At 55.7% G+C, this 23,895-nt stretch carries 21 protein-coding genes and 4 tRNA genes; 18 read left to right on the top strand and 7 right to left on the bottom strand.

Features of this window, described 5'->3' with window-relative positions:
* From wzxE to ACMWKA_RS20185, 9 genes are all read left to right on the top strand, one after another.
* Positions 1-1,251, top strand: a complete 1,251-nt coding sequence (wzxE, locus tag ACMWKA_RS20225; protein ID WP_414760544.1) for a lipid III flippase WzxE — start codon at positions 1-3, stop codon at positions 1,249-1,251.
* Positions 1,248-2,327, top strand: coding sequence for a TDP-N-acetylfucosamine:lipid II N-acetylfucosaminyltransferase (locus ACMWKA_RS20220; RefSeq protein ID WP_013099271.1), 1,080 nt, complete (start codon positions 1,248-1,250; stop codon positions 2,325-2,327). The genes wzxE and ACMWKA_RS20220 overlap by 4 nt, the downstream gene beginning before the upstream one ends.
* A complete protein-coding gene (gene wzyE / locus ACMWKA_RS20215; RefSeq protein WP_014833719.1) occupies positions 2,324-3,676 on the top strand; it encodes an ECA oligosaccharide polymerase in 1,353 nt (450 codons plus the stop codon). Before ACMWKA_RS20220 ends, wzyE begins: the two co-directional genes overlap by 4 nt.
* 12 nt (positions 3,677-3,688) lie before the next feature.
* Entirely contained in the window at positions 3,689-4,429 is a 741-nt protein-coding gene (gene wecG, locus ACMWKA_RS20210; protein WP_013099269.1) for a lipopolysaccharide N-acetylmannosaminouronosyltransferase, read from the top strand.
* 197 nt (positions 4,430-4,626) lie between these two features.
* Positions 4,627-6,012: a bifunctional threonine/serine APC transporter ThrP gene (thrP, locus tag ACMWKA_RS20205; protein WP_251998735.1), complete on the top strand. Its 1,386-nt coding sequence runs from the start codon at positions 4,627-4,629 to the stop codon at positions 6,010-6,012.
* 102 nt (positions 6,013-6,114) lie between these two features.
* Positions 6,115-6,191, top strand: a tRNA-Arg gene (locus ACMWKA_RS20200).
* 67 nt (positions 6,192-6,258) lie between these two features.
* Positions 6,259-6,334: transfer RNA gene (locus tag ACMWKA_RS20195), tRNA-His, on the top strand.
* Positions 6,335-6,354: 20 nt separating this feature from the next.
* Positions 6,355-6,441: transfer RNA gene (locus ACMWKA_RS20190), tRNA-Leu, on the top strand.
* Positions 6,442-6,483: 42 nt separating this feature from the next.
* A tRNA-Pro gene (locus tag ACMWKA_RS20185) sits at positions 6,484-6,560 on the top strand.
* Between the two features lie 506 nt (positions 6,561-7,066).
* Here the strand turns inward: ACMWKA_RS20185 and ACMWKA_RS20180 are convergent.
* From ACMWKA_RS20180 to hemC, 5 genes are all read right to left on the bottom strand, one after another.
* Entirely contained in the window at positions 7,067-8,278 is a 1,212-nt protein-coding gene (locus tag ACMWKA_RS20180; RefSeq protein WP_222169264.1) for an MFS transporter, read from the bottom strand.
* 155 nt (positions 8,279-8,433) lie between these two features.
* Positions 8,434-9,633 carry a protoheme IX biogenesis protein HemY gene (gene hemY / locus ACMWKA_RS20175; RefSeq protein ID WP_014833715.1) on the bottom strand — a complete coding sequence of 400 codons (1,200 nt, stop codon included), beginning with the start codon at positions 9,631-9,633 and terminating at the stop codon, positions 8,434-8,436.
* 2 nt (positions 9,634-9,635) lie between these two features.
* Complete coding sequence (gene hemX / locus ACMWKA_RS20170; RefSeq protein WP_038985260.1) at positions 9,636-10,832, bottom strand: uroporphyrinogen-III C-methyltransferase; 1,197 nt, start codon at positions 10,830-10,832, stop codon at positions 9,636-9,638.
* Positions 10,833-10,853: 21 nt separating this feature from the next.
* Complete coding sequence (gene hemD / locus ACMWKA_RS20165) at positions 10,854-11,594, bottom strand: uroporphyrinogen-III synthase (RefSeq protein WP_029883127.1); 741 nt, start codon at positions 11,592-11,594, stop codon at positions 10,854-10,856.
* The gene (gene hemC, locus ACMWKA_RS20160; protein WP_248725808.1) at positions 11,591-12,532 is read right to left on the bottom strand and encodes a hydroxymethylbilane synthase; all 942 of its coding nucleotides are present in this window, start codon (positions 12,530-12,532) and stop codon (positions 11,591-11,593) included. Before hemC ends, hemD begins: the two co-directional genes overlap by 4 nt.
* 350 nt (positions 12,533-12,882) lie before the next feature.
* Here hemC and cyaA point away from each other — a divergent pair, with 350 nt between their 5' ends.
* Positions 12,883-15,426, top strand: a complete 2,544-nt coding sequence (cyaA, locus tag ACMWKA_RS20155) for a class I adenylate cyclase (protein WP_013099262.1) — start codon at positions 12,883-12,885, stop codon at positions 15,424-15,426.
* Positions 15,427-15,499: 73 nt separating this feature from the next.
* Here the strand turns inward: cyaA and cyaY are convergent, their stop codons facing one another.
* Positions 15,500-15,820: an iron donor protein CyaY gene (gene cyaY / locus ACMWKA_RS20150; protein ID WP_013099261.1), complete on the bottom strand. Its 321-nt coding sequence runs from the start codon at positions 15,818-15,820 to the stop codon at positions 15,500-15,502.
* 135 nt (positions 15,821-15,955) lie between these two features.
* Here cyaY and lptM point away from each other — a divergent pair, with 135 nt between their 5' ends.
* The 8 genes from lptM (at position 15,956) to corA (ending at position 22,917) form a co-directional block, all read left to right on the top strand.
* Entirely contained in the window at positions 15,956-16,159 is a 204-nt protein-coding gene (gene lptM / locus ACMWKA_RS20145) for an LPS translocon maturation chaperone LptM (RefSeq protein WP_013099260.1), read from the top strand.
* 35 nt (positions 16,160-16,194) lie between these two features.
* Complete coding sequence (gene dapF, locus ACMWKA_RS20140; RefSeq protein WP_013099259.1) at positions 16,195-17,019, top strand: diaminopimelate epimerase; 825 nt, start codon at positions 16,195-16,197, stop codon at positions 17,017-17,019.
* On the top strand, positions 17,016-17,723 hold the full coding sequence (locus ACMWKA_RS20135; RefSeq protein ID WP_023621549.1) for a DUF484 domain-containing protein: 708 nt from the start codon (positions 17,016-17,018) through the stop codon (positions 17,721-17,723). The genes dapF and ACMWKA_RS20135 overlap by 4 nt, the downstream gene beginning before the upstream one ends.
* Positions 17,720-18,622: a tyrosine recombinase XerC gene (gene xerC / locus ACMWKA_RS20130; protein WP_013099257.1), complete on the top strand. Its 903-nt coding sequence runs from the start codon at positions 17,720-17,722 to the stop codon at positions 18,620-18,622. Before ACMWKA_RS20135 ends, xerC begins: the two co-directional genes overlap by 4 nt.
* The gene (yigB, locus tag ACMWKA_RS20125; RefSeq protein ID WP_013099256.1) at positions 18,622-19,338 is read left to right on the top strand and encodes a 5-amino-6-(5-phospho-D-ribitylamino)uracil phosphatase YigB; all 717 of its coding nucleotides are present in this window, start codon (positions 18,622-18,624) and stop codon (positions 19,336-19,338) included. The genes xerC and yigB overlap by 1 nt, the downstream gene beginning before the upstream one ends.
* A gap of 108 nt (positions 19,339-19,446) precedes the next feature.
* Complete coding sequence (gene uvrD, locus ACMWKA_RS20120; RefSeq protein WP_094085291.1) at positions 19,447-21,609, top strand: DNA helicase II; 2,163 nt, start codon at positions 19,447-19,449, stop codon at positions 21,607-21,609.
* A 149-nt stretch (positions 21,610-21,758) separates the two neighbouring features.
* Positions 21,759-21,815: a YsgD/CorL family protein gene (gene ysgD / locus ACMWKA_RS20115; protein ID WP_212743980.1), complete on the top strand. Its 57-nt coding sequence runs from the start codon at positions 21,759-21,761 to the stop codon at positions 21,813-21,815.
* Between the two features lie 151 nt (positions 21,816-21,966).
* The gene (gene corA, locus ACMWKA_RS20110) at positions 21,967-22,917 is read left to right on the top strand and encodes a magnesium/cobalt transporter CorA (RefSeq protein WP_008501540.1); all 951 of its coding nucleotides are present in this window, start codon (positions 21,967-21,969) and stop codon (positions 22,915-22,917) included.
* A 70-nt stretch (positions 22,918-22,987) separates the two neighbouring features.
* On the opposite strand, the gene rarD is transcribed toward corA, so the two are convergent.
* Positions 22,988-23,884, bottom strand: a complete 897-nt coding sequence (gene rarD / locus ACMWKA_RS20105) for an EamA family transporter RarD (protein ID WP_029883129.1) — start codon at positions 23,882-23,884, stop codon at positions 22,988-22,990.
* Between the last annotated feature and the right edge of the window lie 11 nt (positions 23,885-23,895).

Genomic DNA, 23,895 nt, shown 5'->3' with positions numbered 1-23,895 from the left:
ATGTCTCTGGCAAAAGCATCGGTGTGGACCGCCGCGTCCACGCTTGTCAAAATTGGCGCCGGGCTGCTGGTCGTCAAGCTGTTGGCCGTCTCATTCGGCCCTTCTGGGGTGGGACTGGCGGGTAATTTCCGCCAGCTTGTCACCGTCCTTGGGGTATTGGCCGGCGCCGGGATCTTCAACGGCGTTACGAAATACGTTGCACAGCATCAGCATGACGCAGCGCAGTTGCGCAAAGTCGTCGGCACATCGTCGGCGATGGTGTTAGGTTTCTCTACTCTGCTGGCCGCGGTGTTTCTGCTGGCGGCGGCCCCCATTAGCCAGGGGCTGTTTGGACACACGCATTATGAAGGGCTGGTGCGTCTGGTCGCTCTGGTTCAGATGGGGATCGCGTGGGCTAACCTGCTACTGGCGCTGATGAAAGGGTTTCGTGATGCTGCCGGGAACGCGCTTGCGCTGATCCTGGGCAGCGTTATAGGTGTTATCGCCTATTACTTCTGCTACCGCCTGGGCGGGTATGAAGGCGCGCTGCTGGGTCTGGCGCTGGTACCTGCGTTAGTGGTCGTTCCGGCGGCGTTTATGCTGATGCGTCGTGGCGTTATCCCCTTAAGCTACCTGAAACCGCAGTGGGACAAGGTGCTTGCGGGTCAACTGGGTAAATTTACCCTGATGGCGCTCATTACCTCTGTTACGCTGCCAGTGGCTTACGTGATGATGCGAAACCTGCTGGCGGCGCATTACAGCTGGGATGAGGTGGGAATTTGGCAGGGCGTAAGTAGCATTTCTGACGCCTACCTCCAATTTATAACGGCTTCCTTTAGCGTCTGGTTGCTGCCAACCTTATCGCGTCTGAGCTCCCGACAGGATATTACCCGCGAGATTACCCGCTCGCTGCGTTTTGTACTTCCCGCCGTGGCGGCGGCCAGTTTTACCGTGTGGTTATTGCGCGATGTCGCCATCTGGCTGCTCTTTTCGGCGAAATTCATCGCCATGCGCGATCTGTTTGCCTGGCAGCTGGTGGGGGATGTACTGAAAGTAGGCGCTTACGTATTCGGGTATCTGGTGATTGCGAAAGCCTCGCTGCGTTTGTATATCCTGGCAGAGATAAGCCAGTTTACGCTCCTGACGGCGTTCTCACACTGGCTGATCCCGGCACACGGTGCACTGGGGGCGGCTCAGGCCTATATGGCAACCTATATCGTTTATTTCGCTGCCTGTTGCGGCGTATTTTTACTTTGGCGTAAACGCGCATGACTGCACTGATTCACATACTGGGATCGGATATCCCACACCATAACCAGACCGTTTTACGGTTCTTCAACGATGAGCTGGCCCCGGGCAATCCCGATGCACGCGAGTTTATGGTTGCAGGCCAGGACAGGGGGCTGAGCGAGATGTGTCCGGCGCTGACGCTTACCTTCTGGCCGGATAAAGCCGCACTGGCGAAGGCAGTTGTCGCGAAAGCGAAAGCGGATCGTGAGCAGCGCTTCTTCTTCCATGGACAATTTAATACCGGTCTGTGGCTGGCTCTTCTGAGTGGCGGGATTAAACCTTCCCAGTGCAGCTGGCATATCTGGGGAGCCGATCTCTATGAAGTCTCCCGCGGCTGGAAGTTCCGACTCTTCTACCCGCTACGGCGTATGGCGCAGGGGCGGGTTGGCTGTGTTTTCGCCACCCGTGGCGATCTCAATTACTTCGCGAAACAGCACCCCAACGTTCGCGGTGAGCTGCTCTATTTCCCGACACGCATGAACCCGGCGCTGAATAACATGGCAAACGATACGCCGCGTGAGGGTAAGCTGACGATCCTGGTGGGTAACTCTGGCGATCGCAGCAACGAGCATATTGCTGCGCTGAAGGCGGTACATCAGCAGTTTGGTGACACGGTGAATGTCGTTGTGCCGATGGGCTATCCGGCCAACAATGATGCTTACATCAACGACGTTCGTCAGCAGGCTCTGGGATTGTTTAGCCCGGAGAATGTGAACATCCTGCGCGATAAGCTGGAATTTGATGAATATCTTGCGCTGCTTCGCCAGTGCGATCTCGGCTATTTCATCTTTGCCCGCCAGCAGGGAATTGGCACGCTGTGCCTGCTGATTCAGGCAGGCGTTCCCTGTGTGCTTAATCGCGATAATCCGTTCTGGCAGGATATGGCTGAACAACACATTCCGGTGCTGTTCACCACGGATACCCTGAACGTGGAGGTGGTACGCGAAGCTCAGCGTCAACTGGCGCTGGTGGATAAAAGTACCATCGATTTCTTTAGCCCGAACTATCTTACGCCGTGGCATCGTGCGCTGCGTATCGCTTCAGGAGACAACGCATGAGCCAGTTGCAATTCAGCGGCTTGTTAGTGGTATGGCTTCTGAGCACGCTATTTATCGCCACTCTGACCTGGTTTGAGTTCCGCCGCGTGCGTTTTAACTTTAACGTCTTCTTCTCGTTACTGTTTCTTCTGACCTTCTTCTTCGGTTTTCCGCTGACCAGTATTCTGGTTTTCCGTTTTGACGTGAGTGTCGCGCCGCCGGAAATCCTGCTCCAGGCACTCTTGTCGGCGACCTGCTTCTATGCGGTGTACTACGTCACCTATAAAACGCGTCTGCGTGCGGTGAAAGCGAGTGCGCCGCGTCGTCCGCTGTTCACCATGAACCGGGTAGAGACCCATCTGACGTGGGTAATGCTGATGACCATCGCGCTGGTCAGCGTGGGGATCTTCTTCATGCATAACGGCTTTTTGCTGTTTAAGCTGCACTCCTACAGTCAGATTTTTTCTGCCGAAGTTTCGGGCGTGGCGCTTAAGCGCTTCTTCTATTTCTTCATCCCGGCAATGCTGGTGATCTTTTTCCTGCGCCAGGACAGTAAGGCCTGGCTCTTCTTCCTGGTGAGCACGGTCGCCTTTGGTTTCCTGACCTACATGATTGTGGGTGGGACGCGCGCCAACATTATTATCGCCTTTGCGATTTTCCTGTTTATCGGCATCATTCGCGGATGGATCTCCCTGTGGATGCTGGCGGCAGCGGGCGTGTTTGGCATTGTGGGGATGTTCTGGCTGGCCCTTAAGCGCTATGGACTGAACGTGGCCGGTGACGAAGCGTTTTACACCTTCCTGTATCTCACGCGCGACACCTTCTCGCCGTGGGAAAACCTCGCTTTACTGCTGCAAAACTACGACAAGATCGATTTCCAGGGGCTGGCGCCCATTGTGCGTGACTTTTATGTGTTTATCCCGTCGTGGCTGTGGCCTGACCGCCCGGGTGCCGTGCTCAACACAGCGAACTACTTCACCTGGGAAGTGCTGAACAACCATTCAGGTCTGGCCATTTCCCCTACGCTGATTGGTTCGCTGGTGGTAATGGGCGGAAGCTGGTTTATTCTGCCGGGCGCGGTTGTGGTAGGGCTGATTATCAAATGGTTTGACTGGCTCTATGTGCTCGGCAACGAAGAGACTAACCGCTACAAGGCCGCCATTTTGCACAGTTTCTGCTTTGGTGCCATTTTCAATATGATCGTTCTGGCGCGCGAGGGGCTGGATTCCTTCGTCTCGCGCGTGGTTTTCTTTATGGTCGTTTTCGGCGTCTGCCTGCTGCTGGCCAAACTGCTGTACTGGCTGTTTGACAGTGCAGGGCTTGTGCATAAGCGCGAGCCACAGGGCAGCAGAACGCTGTCGCAAGTCTGAGTAAGGATAGTCATGACCGACACAACCTCTGCACCGCGCTACGCGCTGCGTGGCCTGCAGCTTATTGGCTGGCGCGATATGCAACACGCGCTGGATTTTCTCTTTGCGGGTGGCCAGATGAAATCCGGTACGCTGGTCGCCATCAATGCGGAGAAAATGCTGGCGGTAGAAGATAACGCTGAAGTCAGAAGTCTGATCGAGGCCGCCGAGTTTAAATACGCGGACGGTATCAGCGTGGTACGCTCGATCCGCAAAAAGTTTCCTGGTGCTAATGTTTCACGCGTCGCGGGGGCCGATCTCTGGGAACAGCTGATGGCACGTGCAGGGGCAGAAGGCACGCCCGTATTTCTTATTGGCGGTAAGCCTGAGGTCCTGGCGCAGACCGAGCAGAAGCTGCGGCGTCAGTGGAATGTTAATATTGTGGGTAGTCAGGACGGCTATTTTAAACCAGAGGATCGGCAGGCGCTTTTTGACCGCGTGCGCGACAGCGGGGCGAAAATTGTCACCGTGGCGATGGGCTCACCGCGCCAGGAAATTTTGATGCGTGATTGCCGTCTGGTTTGCCCGGATGCCCTCTATATGGGCGTCGGCGGGACCTATGACGTCTTCACTGGCCATGTAAAACGTGCGCCGAAGGTATGGCAAAACCTGGGACTGGAGTGGCTGTACCGCCTGCTGTCGCAACCAACACGTATTAAACGCCAGCTCCGTCTGCTGCGTTATCTCGCCTGGCACTACACCGGGAAAATGTAATCAAAATGTAGCGCGATATGCTGTTCGCGCTGCAACTCCCCTGCAAAACTGCTGCGAAACTGTGCAATGCATTTATTTTTTTAATGCATTGTTTGCCATTTTGCAGAATTTAAGAAACCATTCGCTCCGTATTTTAGTACCCCTAAAAAACAATACCTGGTATTAAGCCGGGAAACAGCAAACACAACCGAGGATCTATGGCAGAGAAAAAACCGGAGCTACAGCGTGGGCTGGAAGCTCGTCATATTGAACTGATAGCGCTGGGCGGCACTATTGGTGTGGGCCTGTTTATGGGCTCTGCAAGCACGCTCAAATGGGCCGGGCCATCCGTTCTGCTGGCATATATTATTGCTGGCCTGTTCGTTTTCTTCATCATGCGTTCGATGGGCGAAATGCTCTTCCTGGAGCCAGTGACCGGCTCTTTCGCCGTCTATGCGCACCGCTACATGAGCCCGTTCTTCGGCTATCTGACGGCCTGGTCATACTGGTTTATGTGGATGGCGGTGGGTATCTCGGAGATTACCGCAATCGGGGTGTATGTGCAGTTCTGGTTCCCGGACATGGTTCAGTGGATACCGGCACTGATTGCTGTGGGGCTGGTGGCAATGGCAAACCTGGCAGCCGTTCGCCTTTATGGTGAAATCGAGTTCTGGTTTGCGATGATTAAAGTCACCACCATCATCGTGATGATTGTGGTTGGACTCGGCGTCATTTTCTTCGGCTTTGGCAACGGTGGTCACGCGATTGGCTTCGGTAACCTGACCGGGCACGGCGGCTTCTTCGCTGGTGGCTGGAAAGGCTTCCTGACGGCGCTGTGTATCGTTGTCGCGTCCTATCAGGGCGTTGAGCTTATCGGTATTACAGCCGGTGAAGCGAAGAACCCGCAGGTCACGCTGCGTAGTGCGGTGGGTAAGGTGCTGTGGCGTATCCTGATTTTCTATGTGGGGGCGATCTTCGTTATCGTGACCATCTTCCCGTGGAATGAGATCGGCACGACAGGCAGCCCGTTTGTCTTAACATTCGCGAAGATAGGTATTACGGCGGCAGCAGGTATCATCAACTTTGTCGTCCTGACGGCGGCGTTGTCTGGCTGTAACAGCGGAATGTACAGCTGTGGTCGTATGCTCTATGCGCTTTCGAAGAACAACCAGTTGCCTGCGGCAATGAGTAAAGTGTCCCGCGCGGGTGTGCCTGTTGCGGGTGTGGCGGTGTCGATTGTCATCCTGCTGATTGGCTCATGCCTGAACTACATTATTCCAAACCCGCAGCGCGTATTTGTTTATGTCTACAGTGCCAGCGTGCTGCCGGGGATGGTGCCGTGGTTCGTTATTCTGATTAGCCAGCTGCGTTTCCGCCATGCGCATAAACAGGCGATTGCCAGCCATCCGTTCCGCTCGATTCTGTTCCCGTATGCGAACTATTTGACGATGGCGTTCCTGATTTGCGTATTAATCGGGATGTACTTTAATGATGATACCCGCATGTCGCTGTTTGTCGGGATGATCTTCCTGGCGGCAGTCACTGCAGCCTACAAGCTATTTGGGCTGGGGCGCCGCGGCACCACGCAGAAAGTGGAGGAATAAGCGGCAAAATGTGCAAACCATAACCAAACGCGCATTTTTTTCAAAAAAGCACTAGACAGCGGGGTCGGAGGTACGTAATATCCAGCCCCGCAACGGCGCTAAGCGCCCGTAGCTCAGCTGGATAGAGCGCTGCCCTCCGGAGGCAGAGGTCTCAGGTTCGAATCCTGTCGGGCGCGCCATTTTAGTCCCGGCGCTAGAGCTGCGGTGGTCTGAGAAGTAGTCAGTACCGCGTGAAAGAATACAGTGGTGGCTATAGCTCAGTTGGTAGAGCCCTGGATTGTGATTCCAGTTGTCGTGGGTTCGAATCCCATTAGCCACCCCATTATTGAAGAGTTGTGAATTGCGAAGGTGGCGGAATTGGTAGACGCGCTAGCTTCAGGTGTTAGTGTTCTTACGGACGTGGGGGTTCAAGTCCCCCCCCTCGCACCACGACTTTAATGAATTGAACTAAAAATTCAAAAAGCAGTACATCGGCGAGTAGCGCAGCTTGGTAGCGCAACTGGTTTGGGACCAGTGGGTCGGAGGTTCGAATCCTCTCTCGCCGACCAATTTTGAACCCCGCTTCGGCGGGGTTTTTTGTTTTCTGCGGCTTTTCACCTCTGTATCCATTCCCCGACATACGCGTTTCCTGTTGTCGCGAACCAGCGACACTTAATTAATTGAAAACTAAAATAATATTGCATCAGCGTCTTAACCGTCTCTTTCTGACGACACTTCTGCGCTTTTACCGATATCTTATGGTGCGTCAGACGGATCTTAGCAGCAGAAATTCCTTTTATCTTAAAATGTTGCGCGATGTAAAATTTCTTCGTGTAACGTTGGCATGTAACGTGCAATAATATACGTGTAGATGCTCATTCCATCTCTTATGTTCGCCTTCGTGCCTCATAAACTCAGGAATGATGCAGAGCCATTTACGGTGCTTATCGTCCACTGACAGATGTCGCTTCGGCCTCATCAGACACCATGGGCATAACGTTGAGTGAAGCACCAAATATGTTGTCTTACAGACCTGTTTTAACGCCTGCTTTTATAGCAGGCGTTTTTTTATGCCTTATTCACGGTAACGAAACATGACCAGGGCTGCCAGAAGCAGCGCACCCGCAGAGACAATATACATTGCCTGTAGTGCCTCTAACGCGGCGGTTAATGCCGCTGCAATACCGGTGAACAAAGAGGCACTGAGCGTTTGCCAGCGCCAGACTTTTCCACTCGCTGAAGCAGTCTGCGTAGAGTGAAAGTTGCTTAGCACACCGTATGTTCCCACCGCGAAAACAACGTTTGATGCCAGATGCGCAATAAAAATCATCCCCAGTGCACACACCATCCAACCAGATAAAAACGGGATCACACCGTAAGCCGCTAAAAAGAGGCTAAGGCAGAGCATTAACAATGGTGTGTGCGCAGTGAGCCGCGGCAGGCTGTCTCTCTTCAGCAGTATAGGGCCGCAAAGCTGCCCCATACTCCTGGCAAAGAGAAGCGGTAAGGCGAGATCCGCAGCATCCTCCGGTTGGATCTGCTGCGCTAGCGCCGGTAAAAGCGCCATGGCGGGTGAACCGACGGCTGCCAGAACGGGCAAAATGAGTAAACTGCGTTTTTGCCGGAGGGTCAGCGCATGCCACCGCAGCATAACCGGGGAGCCTTCGTCTGGGGATAAAGAGCGTGCTTGCGCAGTAAATGTCCTTCCAGCCAGCCACAGCATAAACATTGACCCCAGAAAGCTGGCAGCATCGATTGCCAGCAATGTCATCACCGATATTCGCTGGAAAAGTACTACGCCCAGTCCGGTACCGAGCAGTACCTGAGCCGCAAAAATCACGTTTTCAAGACAGGTTGCTGCAGGAAGCTCTGCTTTACTGAGTCCGCGTTTAAAGAGCAACGTTAGCGCCGGCCAGCTCATCCCATTCAACAGGGCTTCGGTGGATTGCACAGCAAGCAGCGCTGAAATACTGTGATAATGAATACCCAGCAGTGGGAATAACAGGGCGAGTAAGCCCAACCCCTCTGACAGGATCAACAAAGAGACGGGAGAATAGTGTGCGCACAGTTTTTCGCTGATGATGCTGCCGATAAAACCAGGCACCGTTGCAAAAAGAAAGGCGAGCGTAAGCAGAGTGGCTGGTGCCGACCAGTCTAAAAGTAAACCGAAGACAACAACCTGAGTTAACCCATTTCCCAACGACGTAAAAATAAAGGCGCAGGCCAGCAAACGCAGCCAGCGATGACAGCGCAGCGCTTCAACAAGCGCATACAAAAGCGAGTTCATGACGATTTCCTTTCAAAAACGATTTAGTCCACGCGGCTGATGCGCGTGTGTGTAAAAAGGTTAATGAAAAGAGATCGTTACATTGGCCGGAACGTTTCCTGATGGATATGCAAAAAGGGTGCGTAAAAAAGGAGGCCGTCCGGCCTCCTTAACGATTATTGCTGATTTCCATTATTCTGCAACGTCAAAAGCAGCCCGTCGCGCCGCATGGCGGCAGCTTCTTCCGGTTTATGCTGCTTGTCGAGCGTATCGGCAAGCCACGCGTAGTCAAACGCGTCCGGGCGCTGTTTTAACGCCGCACGGAAGGCGAGGCTCGCCTCCTGCCATTCACCGTGTTTCATCAGCGACTGACCCAGCGTGCTCCAGAGCAGCGGACGATCGCCAACGGTTTTGATCTGTTGGCGCAGCACTTTTTCGATTTGCTCAGGGTTGTTGGTTTTCAGACGCGGGATCACCATGACCAGACGATCGTCGTACTGGCGCTTCAGACCGTCGAGGAGGATCTCCTGAGCCGTGTCATGATCGTCACATTCAATCAGGTGTTCCGCCATTGCCACCTGCAGAGGAACCTGCTGACGTGTTTTGCGGCTCTGATTCTTCCACCAGGTTTTCAGACCATCGCTGCCCAGATCGGCACGCGCCTGATCCATCAAACCAATCCACGCCATGCGCTGGAGTTCGTCACGATGTTCATCATCACCCACGTCGGCTTTCGCCATCGAAGGAATAATGTCCAGCAGTGAACCCCAGGCACCGGTACGGATATAGGCCTGCTCGGCAAGGCGCAGCACTTCAGGGTGGCGAGGGGTGATTTCCAGCAGACGGTCAACGCCGTGGCGCGCCGCATGGTTTTCATTACGTGCCAGCTGCAGGCGAACACGGGTGATCTCAACCGGGATCTGGTTGTCGGACGCCATCTCCGACGCGCGCTCCAGATGCTGATTGGCACGGGCCTCGTCACCACGCTGTTGAGCTGCTTCAGCAGCCAACAGATAGTTCACGACGGGTTGTTCGGCGTGATCGGCGTTTTTGGACATCAGCTTTTCCACCTGCTGATAGTCGCCCTCGGCGAGCTTAATCAGCGCCTGCTCGGTCTGCTTACGGGCGCGACGGCGCTTGCGGCCAACGAACCAGCCACGGGTATGGGCACCGGTGCGGAAAATACGGCGCAGGATCCACTCCAGCGCCAGCAGCACCACAACGCCCAGGATCAGAATGATCACCAGACCCGTTACGCTGGTTTCGATGTTGTAATTGTCGGTCTGGATCAACACGTATCCCTGGTGACCGGCAAGCATCGGCCCAAGGACGATCCCGGCGATCAGCAGGATAAAGAGTAAGAGTACTTTAAGCATCGTTACTCTCCTTGTGGGGCGCTTTCAGGCGCGGGCGCAGCGGCTGGTGCAGGTTCACCCGTCTGCGCAGCCGGAACGCCCGGCTGTGCCAGCAGGTTACGTACGCGCGTTTGCATCAGCTTTTCCAGAATCGGCTGGCTGGCCAGTTTATCCGGCACGTTCATGGTGATGTTCTGCTGACTCAGTTTGTCGATGTCATCGAGGAACGCCGTGGTGGTGGCATCATCGGTATCGTAGTAAGCACGTACCCATGTGGAGACGTTATCCAGCGCCTGTTTGTAGGTCTCTTCCTGATGACGTGGCACGGCCTGGGCCGCGACCAGCAGACGGGAACGAATGTTCTCACGCAGGTAGATATCCTGGTTCGGCGCTAACAGCGGCACGGCGGTTTCATCACGGCGACGAATGGTGATGAAGCTGTCCATAAAGTTCTGCCAGCTTTTTTGCAGGTTTACACGCCACTCGCTCAGGGAGCTGGACAGCTCGGTGCCGTCGGAATCCATGGGCGAATCGTCGTCGTTGTTATCAGCCAGCTGCAGGTTATCAATCTGGTTCGAGAGCTGATTTACCTTGAGGATGATGCCGTCATAATCCACCTGAGAAACGGCGGAGAGGCTGGCGATGTCTTCGGTAATGGCGCGACGTGCGGTGATGAGGCTTGGATCGTTCATGTCCGCCAGACTCGCATCTGCGCTTTTCAGCAGAGCGGCGGCGGTGGTGACATCCTGATCGCTCCAGAGCTTACGCCCGGCCAGTTTCACCAGAAAATCGGCCTGAGAAAGCAGCCAGGTTTTGGCATCGGTACCGGAAATGGAGGCCACTTTTTGCTGCACTTCGTCCAGCTGTTTGGTTAGCTCTTCCTGTTTGCTGTTCGCATCGGCAAGCGCGGCGGCCTGCTGTTTGATGACGCCTTCCAGCTCGGTTTTTTGTGTCTCCTGCGCTTTTTGCAGCGCAGCGAGCTGATTAACCAGCGCGTCGCTGGTTGCCGTCTGATTGGTGCTTTGCTGTTTCACCAGGCCGTAGAGGCTGACGCCTGCTGCCAGCGCAATGGCGATGGCAATCGCGCTCAGCGCGAGGCTGGTCTTGTTGCTGCCGTTTTTCTTCTCAACGGTTTTCTCAGTCGTTTCTAACTGTGGCGTCATGTCCACAGTCTCCCTGGTCTCTTCAACCACGGCGGAGGATTTGTCGTGTTCCGTCATTATGGCATCCCATTATGAGAGTTATTGTAATGCGCGCAGCAGCGCATCGTTGTCGGCGTTATCAGCGATCCGAATATCTTGCCAGCCCAGTTCCCGGGCGAGGTTCGCCAGACGCTCACTGACGACCAAAAGCCGACAGTGGAGTAACCAGTTTTCACGATACCAAAGCGGCACCAACGACCAGAGTTGCTGCAGCATTTCGCCGCTGGTCACCACCAGCGTTGTAATGCCGCGCGTATGCCAGCGCATCGCCTCTTGTGCACCATCGTAATGTTTTGCACAGCGTTGATAACATTCGCAAAACGTGACGTCAGCTCCGCGTTCACGCAGCGTTTCGCCTAACAGTTCGCGTCCGCCGTTACCGCGTAAAATCAGCGCACGTTTTCCGATTAGGGTTTGTAATTCAGGTAATTGTAGCAAGACTTCGCTGGTTTCCCGATCTAACGGGTAACGCACGTCTGCTCCACTTACGGTATGCAGCGCCAGGGCGGTGGAACGGCCAATCGCGAAATAGCGTGGCGCGGTAGGCCAGTTCAGTCCCTGCTGTTGTAGCTGCGCATGGGCAAATTCCACGGCATGTTGCGACAAGGCAAACAGCAGGTCGCCTTCCTGAAGGGTATTCATATGGTCGGCGAGCGCGGACAGCTCCCGACCCGGGGAGAATTCAATAAGCGGAAAACTCCAGGCCACCTGCCCCAGTGCGCGCAGACGGCTCACTAACTGCTCTCCTGCGGGAGAAGGGCGGGTGACGAGAATACTCATGCAGGGGGCTCTCCATCGTAAACGTCAGCCAGAATCTCGCGGGCACCGTTATCCAGTAACTCTTCCGCCAGCGAAACGCCAAGCTGCTCAGCATCTTGCGGTTTACCGCGGCGCTCACCGCGTACCATCTGCGAACCGTCCGGCGCGCCAACCAGCGCACGCAGCCACAGTTCACCGTTAATTAATTCAGCATAGCTGCCAATCGGCACCTGGCACCCCCCTTCAAGGCGGGTATTCATCGCACGCTCGGCTTTGACGCGAATGGCCGTCTCGTCATGATTCAGCGGCGCAAGCAGTTCACGGGTACGCCTGTCATCCAGACGGCACTCAATACCTACAGCGCCCTGTCCCACGGCCGGCAAAGAGAGCTCCGGTGGCAACGCGACGCGAATGCGTGACTCCAGCCCCAGACGCTTAAGTCCTGCTACCGCGAGGATAATGGCATCGTAATCGCCGTTATCCAGCTTGCCCAGACGCGTGCCAACGTTACCGCGCAGCGAGCGTATGATCAGATCCGGACGGCGTTCAGCCAACTGACACTGGCGGCGTAAACTGGACGTGCCAACCACGCTGCCTTTGGGCAACGCATCTAGCGAGTCAAACTGGTTAGAGACAAACGCATCGCGCGGATCCTCGCGCTCGCAAATGGTCACCAGTCCCAGCCCTTCCGGGAACTCGACGGGCACGTCTTTCATCGAATGCACGGCGATATCGGCGCGGTTCTCAAGCAATGCCAGTTCCAGTTCTTTGACAAACAAGCCTTTGCCGCCCACTTTCGCCAGCGGCGTATCAAGGATCACATCGCCGCGCGTAACCATGGGCACCAGCTCGACGCGCAAGCCGCTGTGGCAGGCTTTCAGGCGCTGCTTAACATAATGTGCCTGCCAGAGCGCAAGAGGGCTTTGGCGTGTGGCAATTCTCAAAACATTGTCTAACATGCTTGTTACCGTCATTATCAATCGCTAACCATCCTAACATTGTTGACTCTGGGATGGCAGTTTTACGGTGATGAAGAAGAGAGGGACAGGGCGGGAGTTCTCGTCAGCCACAGCCGTATTAAGGAATTTACACGTACAGAACGGTGCTACACTTTGTATGTAGCGCAACTTTCTTTACGGTCAATCGGCAAGGTGTTAAATTGATCACGTTTTAGACCATTTTTTCGTCGGTACCAGCATAATGATAAGGGCGAAAAAGGGTAACGGTTATCTTTTTGAAATACTGCGGGCTCGCTGTTATTTTTGTTTTTGAATAGCTTGCGACACCCGGAAACATCAGGCGATACGTCTTGTACCTCTATATTGAGACTCTGAAACAGAGACTGGATGCCATCAATCAACTGCGTGTGGATCGCGCGCTTGCTGCCATGGGCCCTGCTTTCCAGCAGGTATACAGTCTGCTGCCGACATTATTGCACTATCACCATCCGCTGATGCCGGGTTACCTTGACGGTAACGTTCCCAAGGGCATTTGCCTTTTCACGCCTGATGAAACCCAACAGCATTATCTCAACGAACTTGAACTCTACCGTGGCATGCCGCCGCAGGAATCCCCGAAAGGTGAACTGCCTATCACCGGCGTTTACTCCATGGGGAGCACCTCTTCGGTAGGGCAAAGCTGTTCGTCTGACCTGGACATCTGGGTCTGTCATCAATCCTGGCTCGATAACGAAGAGCGTCAGTTGCTGCAGCGTAAATGTAGCCTGCTGGAAAGCTGGGCGGCATCGCTTGGCGTGGAAGTGAGCTTCTTCCTGATTGATGAAAACCGTTTCCGCCATAACGAAAGCGGCAGTCTGGGTGGTGAGGACTGTGGCTCCACGCAGCACATTTTATTGCTGGACGAATTTTACCGTACGGCAGTGCGTCTGGCCGGGAAGCGTATTCTGTGGAATATGGTCCCGTGCGAAGAAGAAGAGCATTACGATGATTACGTGATGTCGCTCTACGCGCAGGGCGTACTGACGCCAAACGAATGGCTGGATTTGGGCGGCCTGAGCTCCCTGTCGGCCGAAGAGTACTTTGGCGCGAGCCTCTGGCAGCTTTATAAGAGCATCGACTCACCGTATAAAGCGGTGCTGAAAACGCTGTTGCTCGAAGCCTATTCCTGGGAATACCCAACCCCACGCCTGCTGGCGAAAGATATCAAGCAGCGTCTGCACGACGGGGAGATTGTCTCCTTTGGGCTTGACGCCTACTGCATGATGCTGGAACGCGTTACCGAATACCTGAAAGCCATTGATGACACCACGCGTCTCGACCTGGTGCGTCGATGTTTCTATCTCAAAGTTTGTGAGAAATTGAGCCGCGAACGCGCCTGCGTGGGCTGGCGTCGTGAAGTAGTTTCTCAGCTCGTCAAAGAGTGGGGATGGGGCGAAGAGCGTCTCTCCATGCTCGACAATCGCGCCAACTGGAAAATCGATCAGGTGCGTGAAGCGCACAACGAACTGCTTGATGCGATGATGCAAAGCTACCGTAACCTGATCCGCTTTGCGCGCCGTAACAACCTCAGCGTGTCCGCCAGCCCACAGGACATCGGGGTATTGACCCGCAAGCTGTATGCCGCGTTTGAAGCGCTGCCGGGCAAAGTCACCCTGGTTAACCCGCAAATTTCGCCCGATCTGTCAGAGCCAAACCTGACCTTTATCTATGTGCCGCCGGGCCGCGCGAACCGCACCGGGTGGTATCTGTATAACCGTGCCCCAAGCATGGATTCAATCATTAGCCATCAGCCGCTGGAGTATAACCGCTACCTGAACAAGCTGGTGGCCTGGGCCTGGTTTAACGGCCTGCTGACCTCGCGCACCCGCCTGTTTATCAAAGGCAACGAAGTGGTCGATTTAGCCAAACTGCAGGAGATGGTGGCGGATGTCTCCCATCACTTCCCGCTGCGTCTGCCGGCACCCACGCCAAAAGCGCTCTACAGCCCGTGTGAAATTCGTCATCTGGCGATTATCGTCAACCTGGAATATGACCCGACGGCGGCCTTCCGCAATCAGGTCGTGCATTTTGACTTCCGCAAGCTGGACGTCTTCAGCTTTGGCGAGCAGCAAAATTGCCTGGTCGGCAGCGTGGATCTGCTGTACCGCAACTCGTGGAACGAAGTGCGTACGCTGCACTTCAACGGTGAGCAGGCGATGATCGAAGCGTTGAAAACCATTCTCGGTAAGATGCACCAGGATGCCGCGCCGCCGGACAGCGTGGAAGTGTTCTGCTACAGCCAGCACCTGCGTGGTTTGATTCGTACCCGCGTGCAGCAGTTAGTTTCAGAGTGTATTGAGCTGCGTCTTTCCAGTACCCGTCAGGAAACCGGTCGCTTTAAAGCGCTGCGTGTTTCAGGGCAAACCTGGGGTCTGTTCTTCGAACGCCTGAACGTGTCGGTGCAGAAGCTGGAGAACGCCATTGAGTTTTACGGCGCGATTTCGCACAACAAACTGCATGGCCTGTCGGTTCAGGTGGAGACCAACCACGTCAAGCTGCCGCAGGTGGTGGATGGCTTTGCCAGTGAAGGGATTATCCAGTTCTTCTTTGAAGAGTCGGGAGACGATGCTGGTTTCAACATCTATATTCTTGATGAGACCAACCGCGCAGAGGTGTATCACCACTGCGAAGGCAGTAAAGAGGAACTGGTGCGTGACGTTAGCCGCTTCTACTCCTCATCACATGACCGCTTCACCTACGGCTCCAGCTTCATCAACTTCAACCTGCCGCAGTTCTACCAGATTGTGAATGTCGATGGCCGTGCGCAGGTGATTCCGTTCCGTACTCAGGCCGTCACGCCTGCCGTGCCTGCGAATCAGGATACCGCACCGCTGTTGCAGCAGTATTTCTCGTGATGCTTTTCGCCGGGTGGCTACGGTCCGAGCCGTTGTAGGCCCGGTAAGGCGTAGCCGCCACCGGGCAACAACACTACCTGAAACTCACATCTTCACCCGCCTGCGCGGTTGCAGCCTGCTCCAGCAGATCCCAGAAGGTTTCGCCGCTACGGTCACAAACCCATTCATCCCCTTTCAGATCGAAATGGTAGCCACCCTGTCTGGCCGCCAGCCATACCTGGTGAAGCGGCTCCTGGCGGTTAATAATAATTTTGCTGCCGTTTTCGAAACTGAGGGTCAGGATACCGCCGTTGATTTCACAATCGATATCGCTGTCGCCTTCCCAGTCGTCCAGGCGCTCTTCAATGGTCATCCACAGGGTGTCGGCAAGGCGATGGAATTCACTGTCGTTCATGGTTTTGTTCCTGTTTTTCGTGATGCCGGCAGTATAACCCTAAATAATTCCCGTTGCAGGAAAGCGGCAAACTCTTGCTTTTGTGTCTTCTCCTGCGATGATAGAAACAGATTTGAACTTACGGGCAACTTTATAATGAAAAACGCTTTCCGAACGCTTGCCGTTCTCATCACGCTGTTTAGTCTGACTGGCTGTGGGCTGAAGGGGCCGCTGTACTTCCCGCCAGCGGATAAAACCGCGCCGCCGCCGACGAAACCTGTGAACAGCGGCATTGAGTCATCTACGCCAGACACTAACGATCGTGGCAACAACGGTGGCCCGACTCAGGTTAATCTCTGACGATCACGTTCTGTACCCGCGCAATGGAGCAAATGATGCAGTTCTCTAAAATGCATGGCCTTGGTAACGATTTTATGGTCGTCGACGCGGTAACGCAGAATGTCTTTTTCTCCCCGGAACTGATCCGCCGCCTGGCGGATCGACACCTGGGCGTGGGGTTCGATCAGCTGCTGGTGGTTGAACCGCCGTACGATCCCGACCTCGATTTCCACTACCGTATTTTCAATGCGGATGGCAGCGAGGTGAATCAGTGCGGCAACGGAGCGCGCTGTTTTGCCCGCTTTGTCCGCCTGAAAGGGTTGACCAACAAACGCGATATCCGTGTCAGCACGGCGAATGGCCGCATGGTGCTCAGCGTTACCGATGACGAGCTGGTGCGCGTGAACATGGGCGAACCAAACTTCGAACCTTCTGCGGTGCCGTTTCGCGCAAACAAAGCGGAAAAGACCTATATTATGCGTGCGGCCGAGCAGACAGTATTGTGTGGCGTCGTCTCGATGGGCAACCCACACTGTGTGATTCAGGTCGATAACGTGGAAACGGCCGCGGTTGAAACCCTGGGTCCGGTGCTGGAAAGCCATGAACGTTTCCCGGAACGGGCGAATATCGGTTTTATGCAGGTGGTGAAGCGTGAGCATATCCGTCTGCGCGTGTACGAGCGCGGCGCGGGCGAAACGCAGGCTTGCGGAAGCGGTGCCTGTGCTGCGGTGGCCGTCGGCATCTCTCAGGGGTTACTGGCCGAAGAGGTTCGCGTGGAGTTACCAGGCGGTCGTCTTGATATCGCCTGGAAAGGACCGGGTCATCCACTGTATATGACTGGCCCGGCGGCACATGTCTATGACGGGTTTATCCATCTATGAAACAACCAGGGGAAGAACTGCAGGAAACGGTGACGGAACTGGACGACAGGGCTGTTGTTGATTATCTGCTGCGCAATCCTGAGTTTTTTATTCGCAATGCACGCGTCGTCGAAGCGATGCGTGTGCCGCATCCGGTTCGCGGGACCGTGTCGCTGGTCGAATGGCACATGGCACGCTCGCGCAACCACATCAGTCAGCTTGAAGAGAACATGACGCTGCTGATGGAGCAGGCCAACACGAACGAAAGCCTGTTCTATCGTCTTCTGCATCTGCAGGCGCGTCTGGCCTCGGCGCACAGCCTCGAAGAATTTCTCAGCCGCTTCCACCGTTGGGCGCGTGAACTGGGGCTGGCTGGCGCAACGATTCGTCTTTTCCCTGACCGCTGGCGCATTGGCGCGCCGTCCGGTTTTACCCATCTGGCGTTGAGTCGCCAGGCGTTTGAACCCCTGCGTATTCAGCGTCTGGGCCACGAACATCACTATCTTGGGCCGCTTAACGGGCCGGAACTGCTGGTGGTACTGCCGGAGGCGAAAGCGATAGGCTCGGTGGCGATGTCGATGATGGGGCGTGATGGCGATCTGGGGGTGATGTTATTTACCAGCCGCGACGCGCATCATTACGAGCAGGGACAAGGCACGCAGCTGCTGCAGGAGATCGCCCTGATGCTGCCTGAGCTGCTGGAGCGCTGGATTGAACGTGTATGACGGACGCCCTGCTCGCGACTGACGTCTCGCGCTTTCTGCGCTACCTGGGCGTTGAACGTCAGCTAAGCCCCATTACGCTGCTGAACTATCAGCGTCAGCTTGATGCCATCATGCAGATTGCCGATGAGATCGGCCTGAAAAGCTGGCAACAATGTGACGCTGCGACCGTCCGTGGGTTTGTTGTGCGCAGCCGTAAAAAAAACCTAAGCCCGGCGAGTCTGGCACTCAGGCTTTCTGCGCTGCGCAGTTTCTTCGACTGGCTGGTGAGCCAGGGCGGCTTAAAAGCCAACCCGGCGAAAGGCATCGCCACGCCGAAAGCCCCGCGTCACCTGCCGAAAAATATCGACGTCGACGATGTAAACCGCCTGCTGGATATTGACCTCAACGACCCGCTGGCCGTGCGCGATCGCGCGATGCTGGAGGTCATGTACGGTGCGGGTCTGCGTCTTTCCGAACTGGTTAATCTCGATTTAAAACATCTCGATCTGGAGTCCGGCGAAGTGTGGGTGATGGGTAAGGGCAGCAAAGAGCGCCGCCTGCCGATTGGCCGTAATGCCGTCTCGTGGATTGAGCACTGGCTGGATCTGCGCGGGCTGTTTGGCGCCGAGGAGGATGCGCTGTTCCTGTCGAAACTCGGCAAGCGGATCTCGGCGCGTAACGTGCAGAAACGCTTTGCAGAGTGGGGCATTAAGCAGGGGCTCAACAGCCACGTCCATCCACATAAGCTGCGCCACTCCTTTGCTACCCATATGCTGGAATCGAGTGGCGATCTGCGTGGCGTGCAGGAACTGCTCGGCCACGCGAATCTCTCCACCACCCAAATCTATACCCACTTAGACTTTCAACACCTTGCGTCGGTGTATGACGCGGCGCATCCACGCGCCAAACGGGGGAAATAATGCGTTTTTACCGCCCACTGGGTCACATCTCAGCCCTGACTTTTGATCTTGATGACACCCTTTATGACAACCGTGAAGTGATCCTGCGAACTGAGCAGGAGTCACTGGCTTTTGTTCAGAACTACCATCCGGCGCTAAAGACGATGCAGAACAAAGACTTTCAGCTGCTGCGTCAGTCCCTGCGTGAGACCGAGCCGGATATTTATCACGATGTAACCGAATGGCGTCGCCGTGCGGTGGAGCAGGCAATGCTCAACGCTGGGCTGAGCGCACAGGATGCGGCCGTCGGGGCTGAAGCCGCAATGGAAAACTTCGCCAAATGGCGCAGCCGTATCGACGTGCCGCAGGAAACGCACGACACCCTGGCAAAACTGGCAGAAAAATGGCCGCTGGTCGCCATCACCAATGGCAATGCGCAGCCGGAGCTGTTTGGTCTGGGGGATTACTTTGAATTTGTGCTGCGGGCGGGTCCGCACGGGCGCTCGAAGCCGTTTAACGATATGTATCATCTGGCGGCGGAGAAGCTGAACCTGCCGCTCGGCGAAATGTTGCATGTGGGTGATGACCTGACCACAGACGTAGCGGGTGCCATCCGCTGCGGTATGCAGGCCTGCTGGATCAAGCCAGAAAAGACGGACCTGATGATCGCCCCGGACAGCCGTCTTCTGCCGCACCTGGAAATTTCACGGTTGGCATCCCTCACGACGCTGATATAATCACCAGTAATATTGTATAAATTACCAGGGTTTTTGCAGTTGTAGGCCCGGTAAGCGAAGCGCCACCGGGCGCTTTGCTGTGTTCCTGAATACTATGTGACGGTGCCAATGGACGTTTCTTACCTGCTCGACAGCCTTAATGACAAACAGCGTGACGCGGTTGCCGCCTCGCGTACCAACCTGCTGGTGCTGGCTGGGGCGGGCAGTGGTAAGACGCGCGTGCTGGTTCACCGTATCGCCTGGCTGCAGAGCGTGGAAAACTGCTCTCCGTACTCCATCATGGCGGTCACGTTCACCAACAAGGCGGCGGCGGAGATGCGCCACCGTATTGCCCAACTGATGGGCACCAGCCAGGGCGGCATGTGGGTCGGCACCTTCCACGGTCTGGCGCACCGTCTGCTGCGTGCGCACCATATGGACGCCAATCTGCCGCAGGATTTCCAGATCCTCGACAGTGAAGACCAGCTCCGTCTGCTGAAACGCCTGATTAAGGCGATGAATCTCGACGAGAAACAGTGGCCGCCGCGTCAGGCGATGTGGTACATCAACGGCCAGAAAGACGAAGGGTTGCGCCCGCACCATATTCAGAGCTTTGGCAATCCGGTGGAGCAGACCTGGCAGAACGTTTACAAGGCCTACCAAGAAGCGTGTGACCGCGCCGGGCTGGTGGACTTTGCCGAACTGTTGCTGCGCGCCCACGAACTGTGGCTGAACAAACCGCATATCCTGCAGCATTACCGTGAACGCTTCACCAACATCCTGGTGGACGAATTCCAGGATACCAACAACATCCAGTACGCCTGGATCCGCCTGCTGGCCGGGGATACCGGCAAGGTGATGATCGTAGGGGATGATGACCAGTCTATCTACGGCTGGCGCGGGGCGCAGGTAGAGAACATCCAGCGCTTCCTCAACGATTTCCCCGGCGCGCAAACCATCCGACTGGAGCAGAACTATCGTTCAACCAGCAACATTCTGAGCGCGGCCAACGCCCTGATTGAAAACAACAACGGGCGTCTGGGTAAAAAGCTGTGGACCGACGGCGTCGACGGCGAACCCATTTCGATTTACTGCGCCTTCAACGAGCTCGACGAAGCGCGCTTCGTGGTGAACCGCATCAAAACCTGGCAGGACAACGGCGGCGCGCTGGAGCAGTGTGCCATTCTCTATCGCAGCAACGCCCAGTCGCGCGTGCTGGAAGAGGCGCTGCTGCAGGTGAGCATGCCGTACCGTATCTACGGCGGCATGCGCTTCTTCGAACGTCAGGAGATCAAAGACGCGCTCTCTTATCTGCGCCTGATCGCTAACCGAAACGACGATGCGGCGTTTGAACGTGTGGTGAATACGCCAACCCGCGGCATTGGTGACCGAACGCTGGACGTGGTGCGTCAGGCCTCGCGCGATCGTCAGCTTACGCTCTGGCAGGCGTGCCGCGAGCTGTTGCAGGAAAAAGCCCTCGCCGGACGCGCTGCCAGCGCGCTGCAGCGCTTCCTGGAATTAATTGACGCGCTGGCGCAGGAAACTGCCGACATGCCGCTACACGTGCAGACTGACCGGGTGATCAAAGACTCCGGCCTGCGCACCATGTACGAGCAGGAGAAAGGCGAGAAGGGCCAGACCCGTATTGAGAACTTAGAGGAACTGGTGACGGCAACGCGCCAGTTCAGCTACAACGAAGAAGACGAAGACCTGATGCCGCTGCAGGCGTTCCTTTCTCACGCCGCGCTGGAAGCGGGCGAAGGGCAGGCGGATACCTGGCAGGATGCGGTTCAACTGATGACCCTGCACTCTGCCAAAGGCCTCGAATTCCCGCAGGTGTTTATCGTCGGCATGGAAGAGGGCATGTTCCCGAGCCAGATGTCGCTGGATGAAGGCGGGCGTCTGGAAGAGGAGCGCCGTCTGGCTTACGTAGGCGTGACGCGAGCGATGCAGAAGCTGACGCTGACCTACGCTGAAACCCGCCGTTTGTACGGTAAAGAGGTCTATCACCGTCCGTCGCGCTTTATCGGCGAATTGCCGGAAGAGTGTGTCGAAGAGGTTCGTCTGCGTGCCAGTATCAGCCGCCCGGTCAGCCATCAGCGGATGGGCTCGCCGATTGCGGAAACCGACACTGGCTACAAGCTGGGCCAGCGCGTGCGCCATTCGAAGTTTGGCGAAGGCACCATCGTCAATCTGGAAGGCAGCGGCGAGCACAGTCGCCTGCAGGTGGCGTTCCAGGGGCAGGGGATCAAATGGCTGGTGGCCGCGTATGCCAAGCTGGAAGCAGTGTAACTTTCAGAAAAATATCATTATTTTGTAATAATCTGCTAGCCTTATACGTTGAAGGTCAATTAATGCCCTTCAGCGTTTCGTTGCGTGTTGACGCCACAGTTGCTGCTGGCGTAACATGCGCGCACGATTACGCTAAGAGGACATTCGCCTTGGACACACCCAGTAGATACTGGCTCAATTCCCTGTCATCCAGGAACAACTCCTAAGGCTATCTCCTCTTGCTGATGGCCTTAGTGGTTGTCAGCGACCTGCATTATTCCCGTCGCGCTGAGTCAGGCTGTTTAATGGTCTGAAACCCAATTTGTTTCTGTGTGCCCACCGAACTGTCCGATATTTTTTGCATTGGGAGTCCCGGTCATGTTGAGCGCATTTCAACTCGAAAATAACCGACTGACTCGGCTTGAAGCCGAAGAGTCACAGCCCCTCATTGATGCCGTATGGGTGGATCTGGTCGAGCCGGACGACGATGAACGCCTGCGCGTACAATCTGAGCTGGGGCAGAGTCTGGCAACTCGCCCGGAACTGGAAGACATCGAAGCATCCGCACGTTTTTTTGAAGACGAAGACGGCCTGCACATTCACTCCTTCTTCTTCTTTGAAGATGCCGAAGACCACGCGGGGAACTCCACCGTGGCATTTACCATTCGCGACGGTCGCCTGTTTACCTTGCGAGAGCGCGAACTGCCGGCGTTTCGTCTCTACCGTATGCGCGCCCGCAGCCAGGCGATGGTGGACGGCAATGCTTACGAATTGCTGCTCGATCTGTTCGAAACCAAAATTGAGCAACTGGCGGATGAGATTGAAAATATCTACAGCGATCTGGAAAAACTGAGCCGCGTCATCATGGAAGGCCATCAGGGCGATGAATACGACGAAGCGCTCTCCACGCTGGCGGAGCTGGAAGATATCGGCTGGAAGGTGCGTCTGTGTCTGATGGATACCCAGCGCGCGCTGAACTTCCTGGTGCGCAAGGCGCGTCTGCCGGGCGGCCAGCTGGAACAGGCGCGTGAGATCCTGCGCGATATCGAATCCCTGCTGCCGCACAACGAATCACTGTTCCAGAAGGTCAACTTCCTGATGCAGGCGGCGATGGGCTTTATCAACATCGAGCAGAACCGCATTATCAAGATCTTCTCGGTGGTATCCGTGGTGTTCCTGCCGCCGACGCTGGTGGCATCCAGCTATGGGATGAACTTTGAGTTTATGCCAGAGCTGAAGTGGAGTTTCGGCTATCCGGGGGCGATTATTTTTATGATCCTCGCCGGGCTGGCACCGTATCTCTATTTCAAGCGTCGCAACTGGCTGTAAAAATCTGGCGGGTGGCGCTGCGCTTACCCGCCCTACGATCGAATTCCCTCTCCCACCGGGAGGGGGGAAATCACAGCCCTTTACGCACCCGGCGCTGGGTATAAATCGCGTCAGCGACAAAAATCGCCAGTGCCACCCAGATAAACGCGAACGTCACCATCTTATCCGCACCCGGCACTTCGCCGTAAAACACCACCGCCAGCAGGAACATCAGCGTTGGGCCGATGTACTGGAAAAAGCCCAGCGTGGACAGACGCAGGCGCGTTGCCGCACCGGTAAAGCAGAGCAGTGGGATAGTCGTCACCACGCCTGCGGCCATCAGCATCACATTCAGGGACCACGGGTTGCTGCCCATGTGGCTGGTCGGGCTGTCGGCAATGCCGAACAGATAGATAGCGGCCACCGGCAACAGCCACAGGGTTTCAAACAGCATGCCGGTTTGCGCTTCCACGGCAATCTTCTTACGCACCAGCCCGTAGAACGCAAAGCTGAACGCCAGCCCCAGCGCAATAACAGGCAGTGAACCGAAGGTCCACAGCTGAACCAGCACGCCGCAGAAGGCGAGGATCACCGCCAGCCACTGCATCCGGCGGAAGCGCTCGCCGAGGAAAATCATCCCCAGCACAATATTCACCAGCGGGTTAATAAAGTAGCCCAGACTCGCTTCGAGCATGTGATGGTTATTCACCGCCCAGATAAACAGCAGCCAGTTTCCGCCAATCAGTACTGCCGAGAGTGCCAGCAGGAAGATCTTCTTCGGAGTTTGTAGCAGCGTTTTGACGCCAGACCACTGACGACTAACGCTCATCAGCGCGATCATGAAGAAGAAGGACCAGATGACGCGGTGAGTGAGGATCTCATCAGCCGGTACGTAAGCGATAAATTTAAAGTAGGCGGGTGCGACACCCCAAATAAAATAAGCGGCAAGGGCGAGTAACACGCCCTGCCGCGTCTGTTTAGCATCCATCGGGAAAATCC

The organism is Enterobacter sp. 03-F-07-AD-ECC (genome assembly GCF_047530935.1).
In the GTDB taxonomy this organism is placed as follows: domain Bacteria; phylum Pseudomonadota; class Gammaproteobacteria; order Enterobacterales; family Enterobacteriaceae; genus Enterobacter; species Enterobacter cloacae.
Note: the sequence above shows the minus strand (reverse complement) of the source record. Positions and strands in the feature narration are given on the sequence as shown.

Coding starts and splice junctions, on each gene's coding strand:
- wzxE (WP_414760544.1), top strand. CDS start 1: ATGTCTCTGGCAAAAGCATCGGTGTGGACCGCCGCGTCCACGCTTGTC.
- ACMWKA_RS20220 (WP_013099271.1), top strand. CDS start 1,248: ATGACTGCACTGATTCACATACTGGGATCGGATATCCCACACCATAAC.
- wzyE (WP_014833719.1), top strand. CDS start 2,324: ATGAGCCAGTTGCAATTCAGCGGCTTGTTAGTGGTATGGCTTCTGAGC.
- wecG (WP_013099269.1), top strand. CDS start 3,689: ATGACCGACACAACCTCTGCACCGCGCTACGCGCTGCGTGGCCTGCAG.
- thrP (WP_251998735.1), top strand. CDS start 4,627: ATGGCAGAGAAAAAACCGGAGCTACAGCGTGGGCTGGAAGCTCGTCAT.
- ACMWKA_RS20180 (WP_222169264.1), bottom strand. CDS start 8,278: ATGAACTCGCTTTTGTATGCGCTTGTTGAAGCGCTGCGCTGTCATCGC.
- hemY (WP_014833715.1), bottom strand. CDS start 9,633: ATGCTTAAAGTACTCTTACTCTTTATCCTGCTGATCGCCGGGATCGTC.
- hemX (WP_038985260.1), bottom strand. CDS start 10,832: ATGACGGAACACGACAAATCCTCCGCCGTGGTTGAAGAGACCAGGGAG.
- hemD (WP_029883127.1), bottom strand. CDS start 11,594: ATGAGTATTCTCGTCACCCGCCCTTCTCCCGCAGGAGAGCAGTTAGTG.
- hemC (WP_248725808.1), bottom strand. CDS start 12,532: ATGTTAGACAATGTTTTGAGAATTGCCACACGCCAAAGCCCTCTTGCG.
- cyaY (WP_013099261.1), bottom strand. CDS start 15,820: ATGAACGACAGTGAATTCCATCGCCTTGCCGACACCCTGTGGATGACC.
- lptM (WP_013099260.1), top strand. CDS start 15,956: ATGAAAAACGCTTTCCGAACGCTTGCCGTTCTCATCACGCTGTTTAGT.
- dapF (WP_013099259.1), top strand. CDS start 16,195: ATGCAGTTCTCTAAAATGCATGGCCTTGGTAACGATTTTATGGTCGTC.
- ACMWKA_RS20135 (WP_023621549.1), top strand. CDS start 17,016: ATGAAACAACCAGGGGAAGAACTGCAGGAAACGGTGACGGAACTGGAC.
- xerC (WP_013099257.1), top strand. CDS start 17,720: ATGACGGACGCCCTGCTCGCGACTGACGTCTCGCGCTTTCTGCGCTAC.
- yigB (WP_013099256.1), top strand. CDS start 18,622: ATGCGTTTTTACCGCCCACTGGGTCACATCTCAGCCCTGACTTTTGAT.
- uvrD (WP_094085291.1), top strand. CDS start 19,447: ATGGACGTTTCTTACCTGCTCGACAGCCTTAATGACAAACAGCGTGAC.
- corA (WP_008501540.1), top strand. CDS start 21,967: ATGTTGAGCGCATTTCAACTCGAAAATAACCGACTGACTCGGCTTGAA.
- rarD (WP_029883129.1), bottom strand. CDS start 23,884: ATGGATGCTAAACAGACGCGGCAGGGCGTGTTACTCGCCCTTGCCGCT.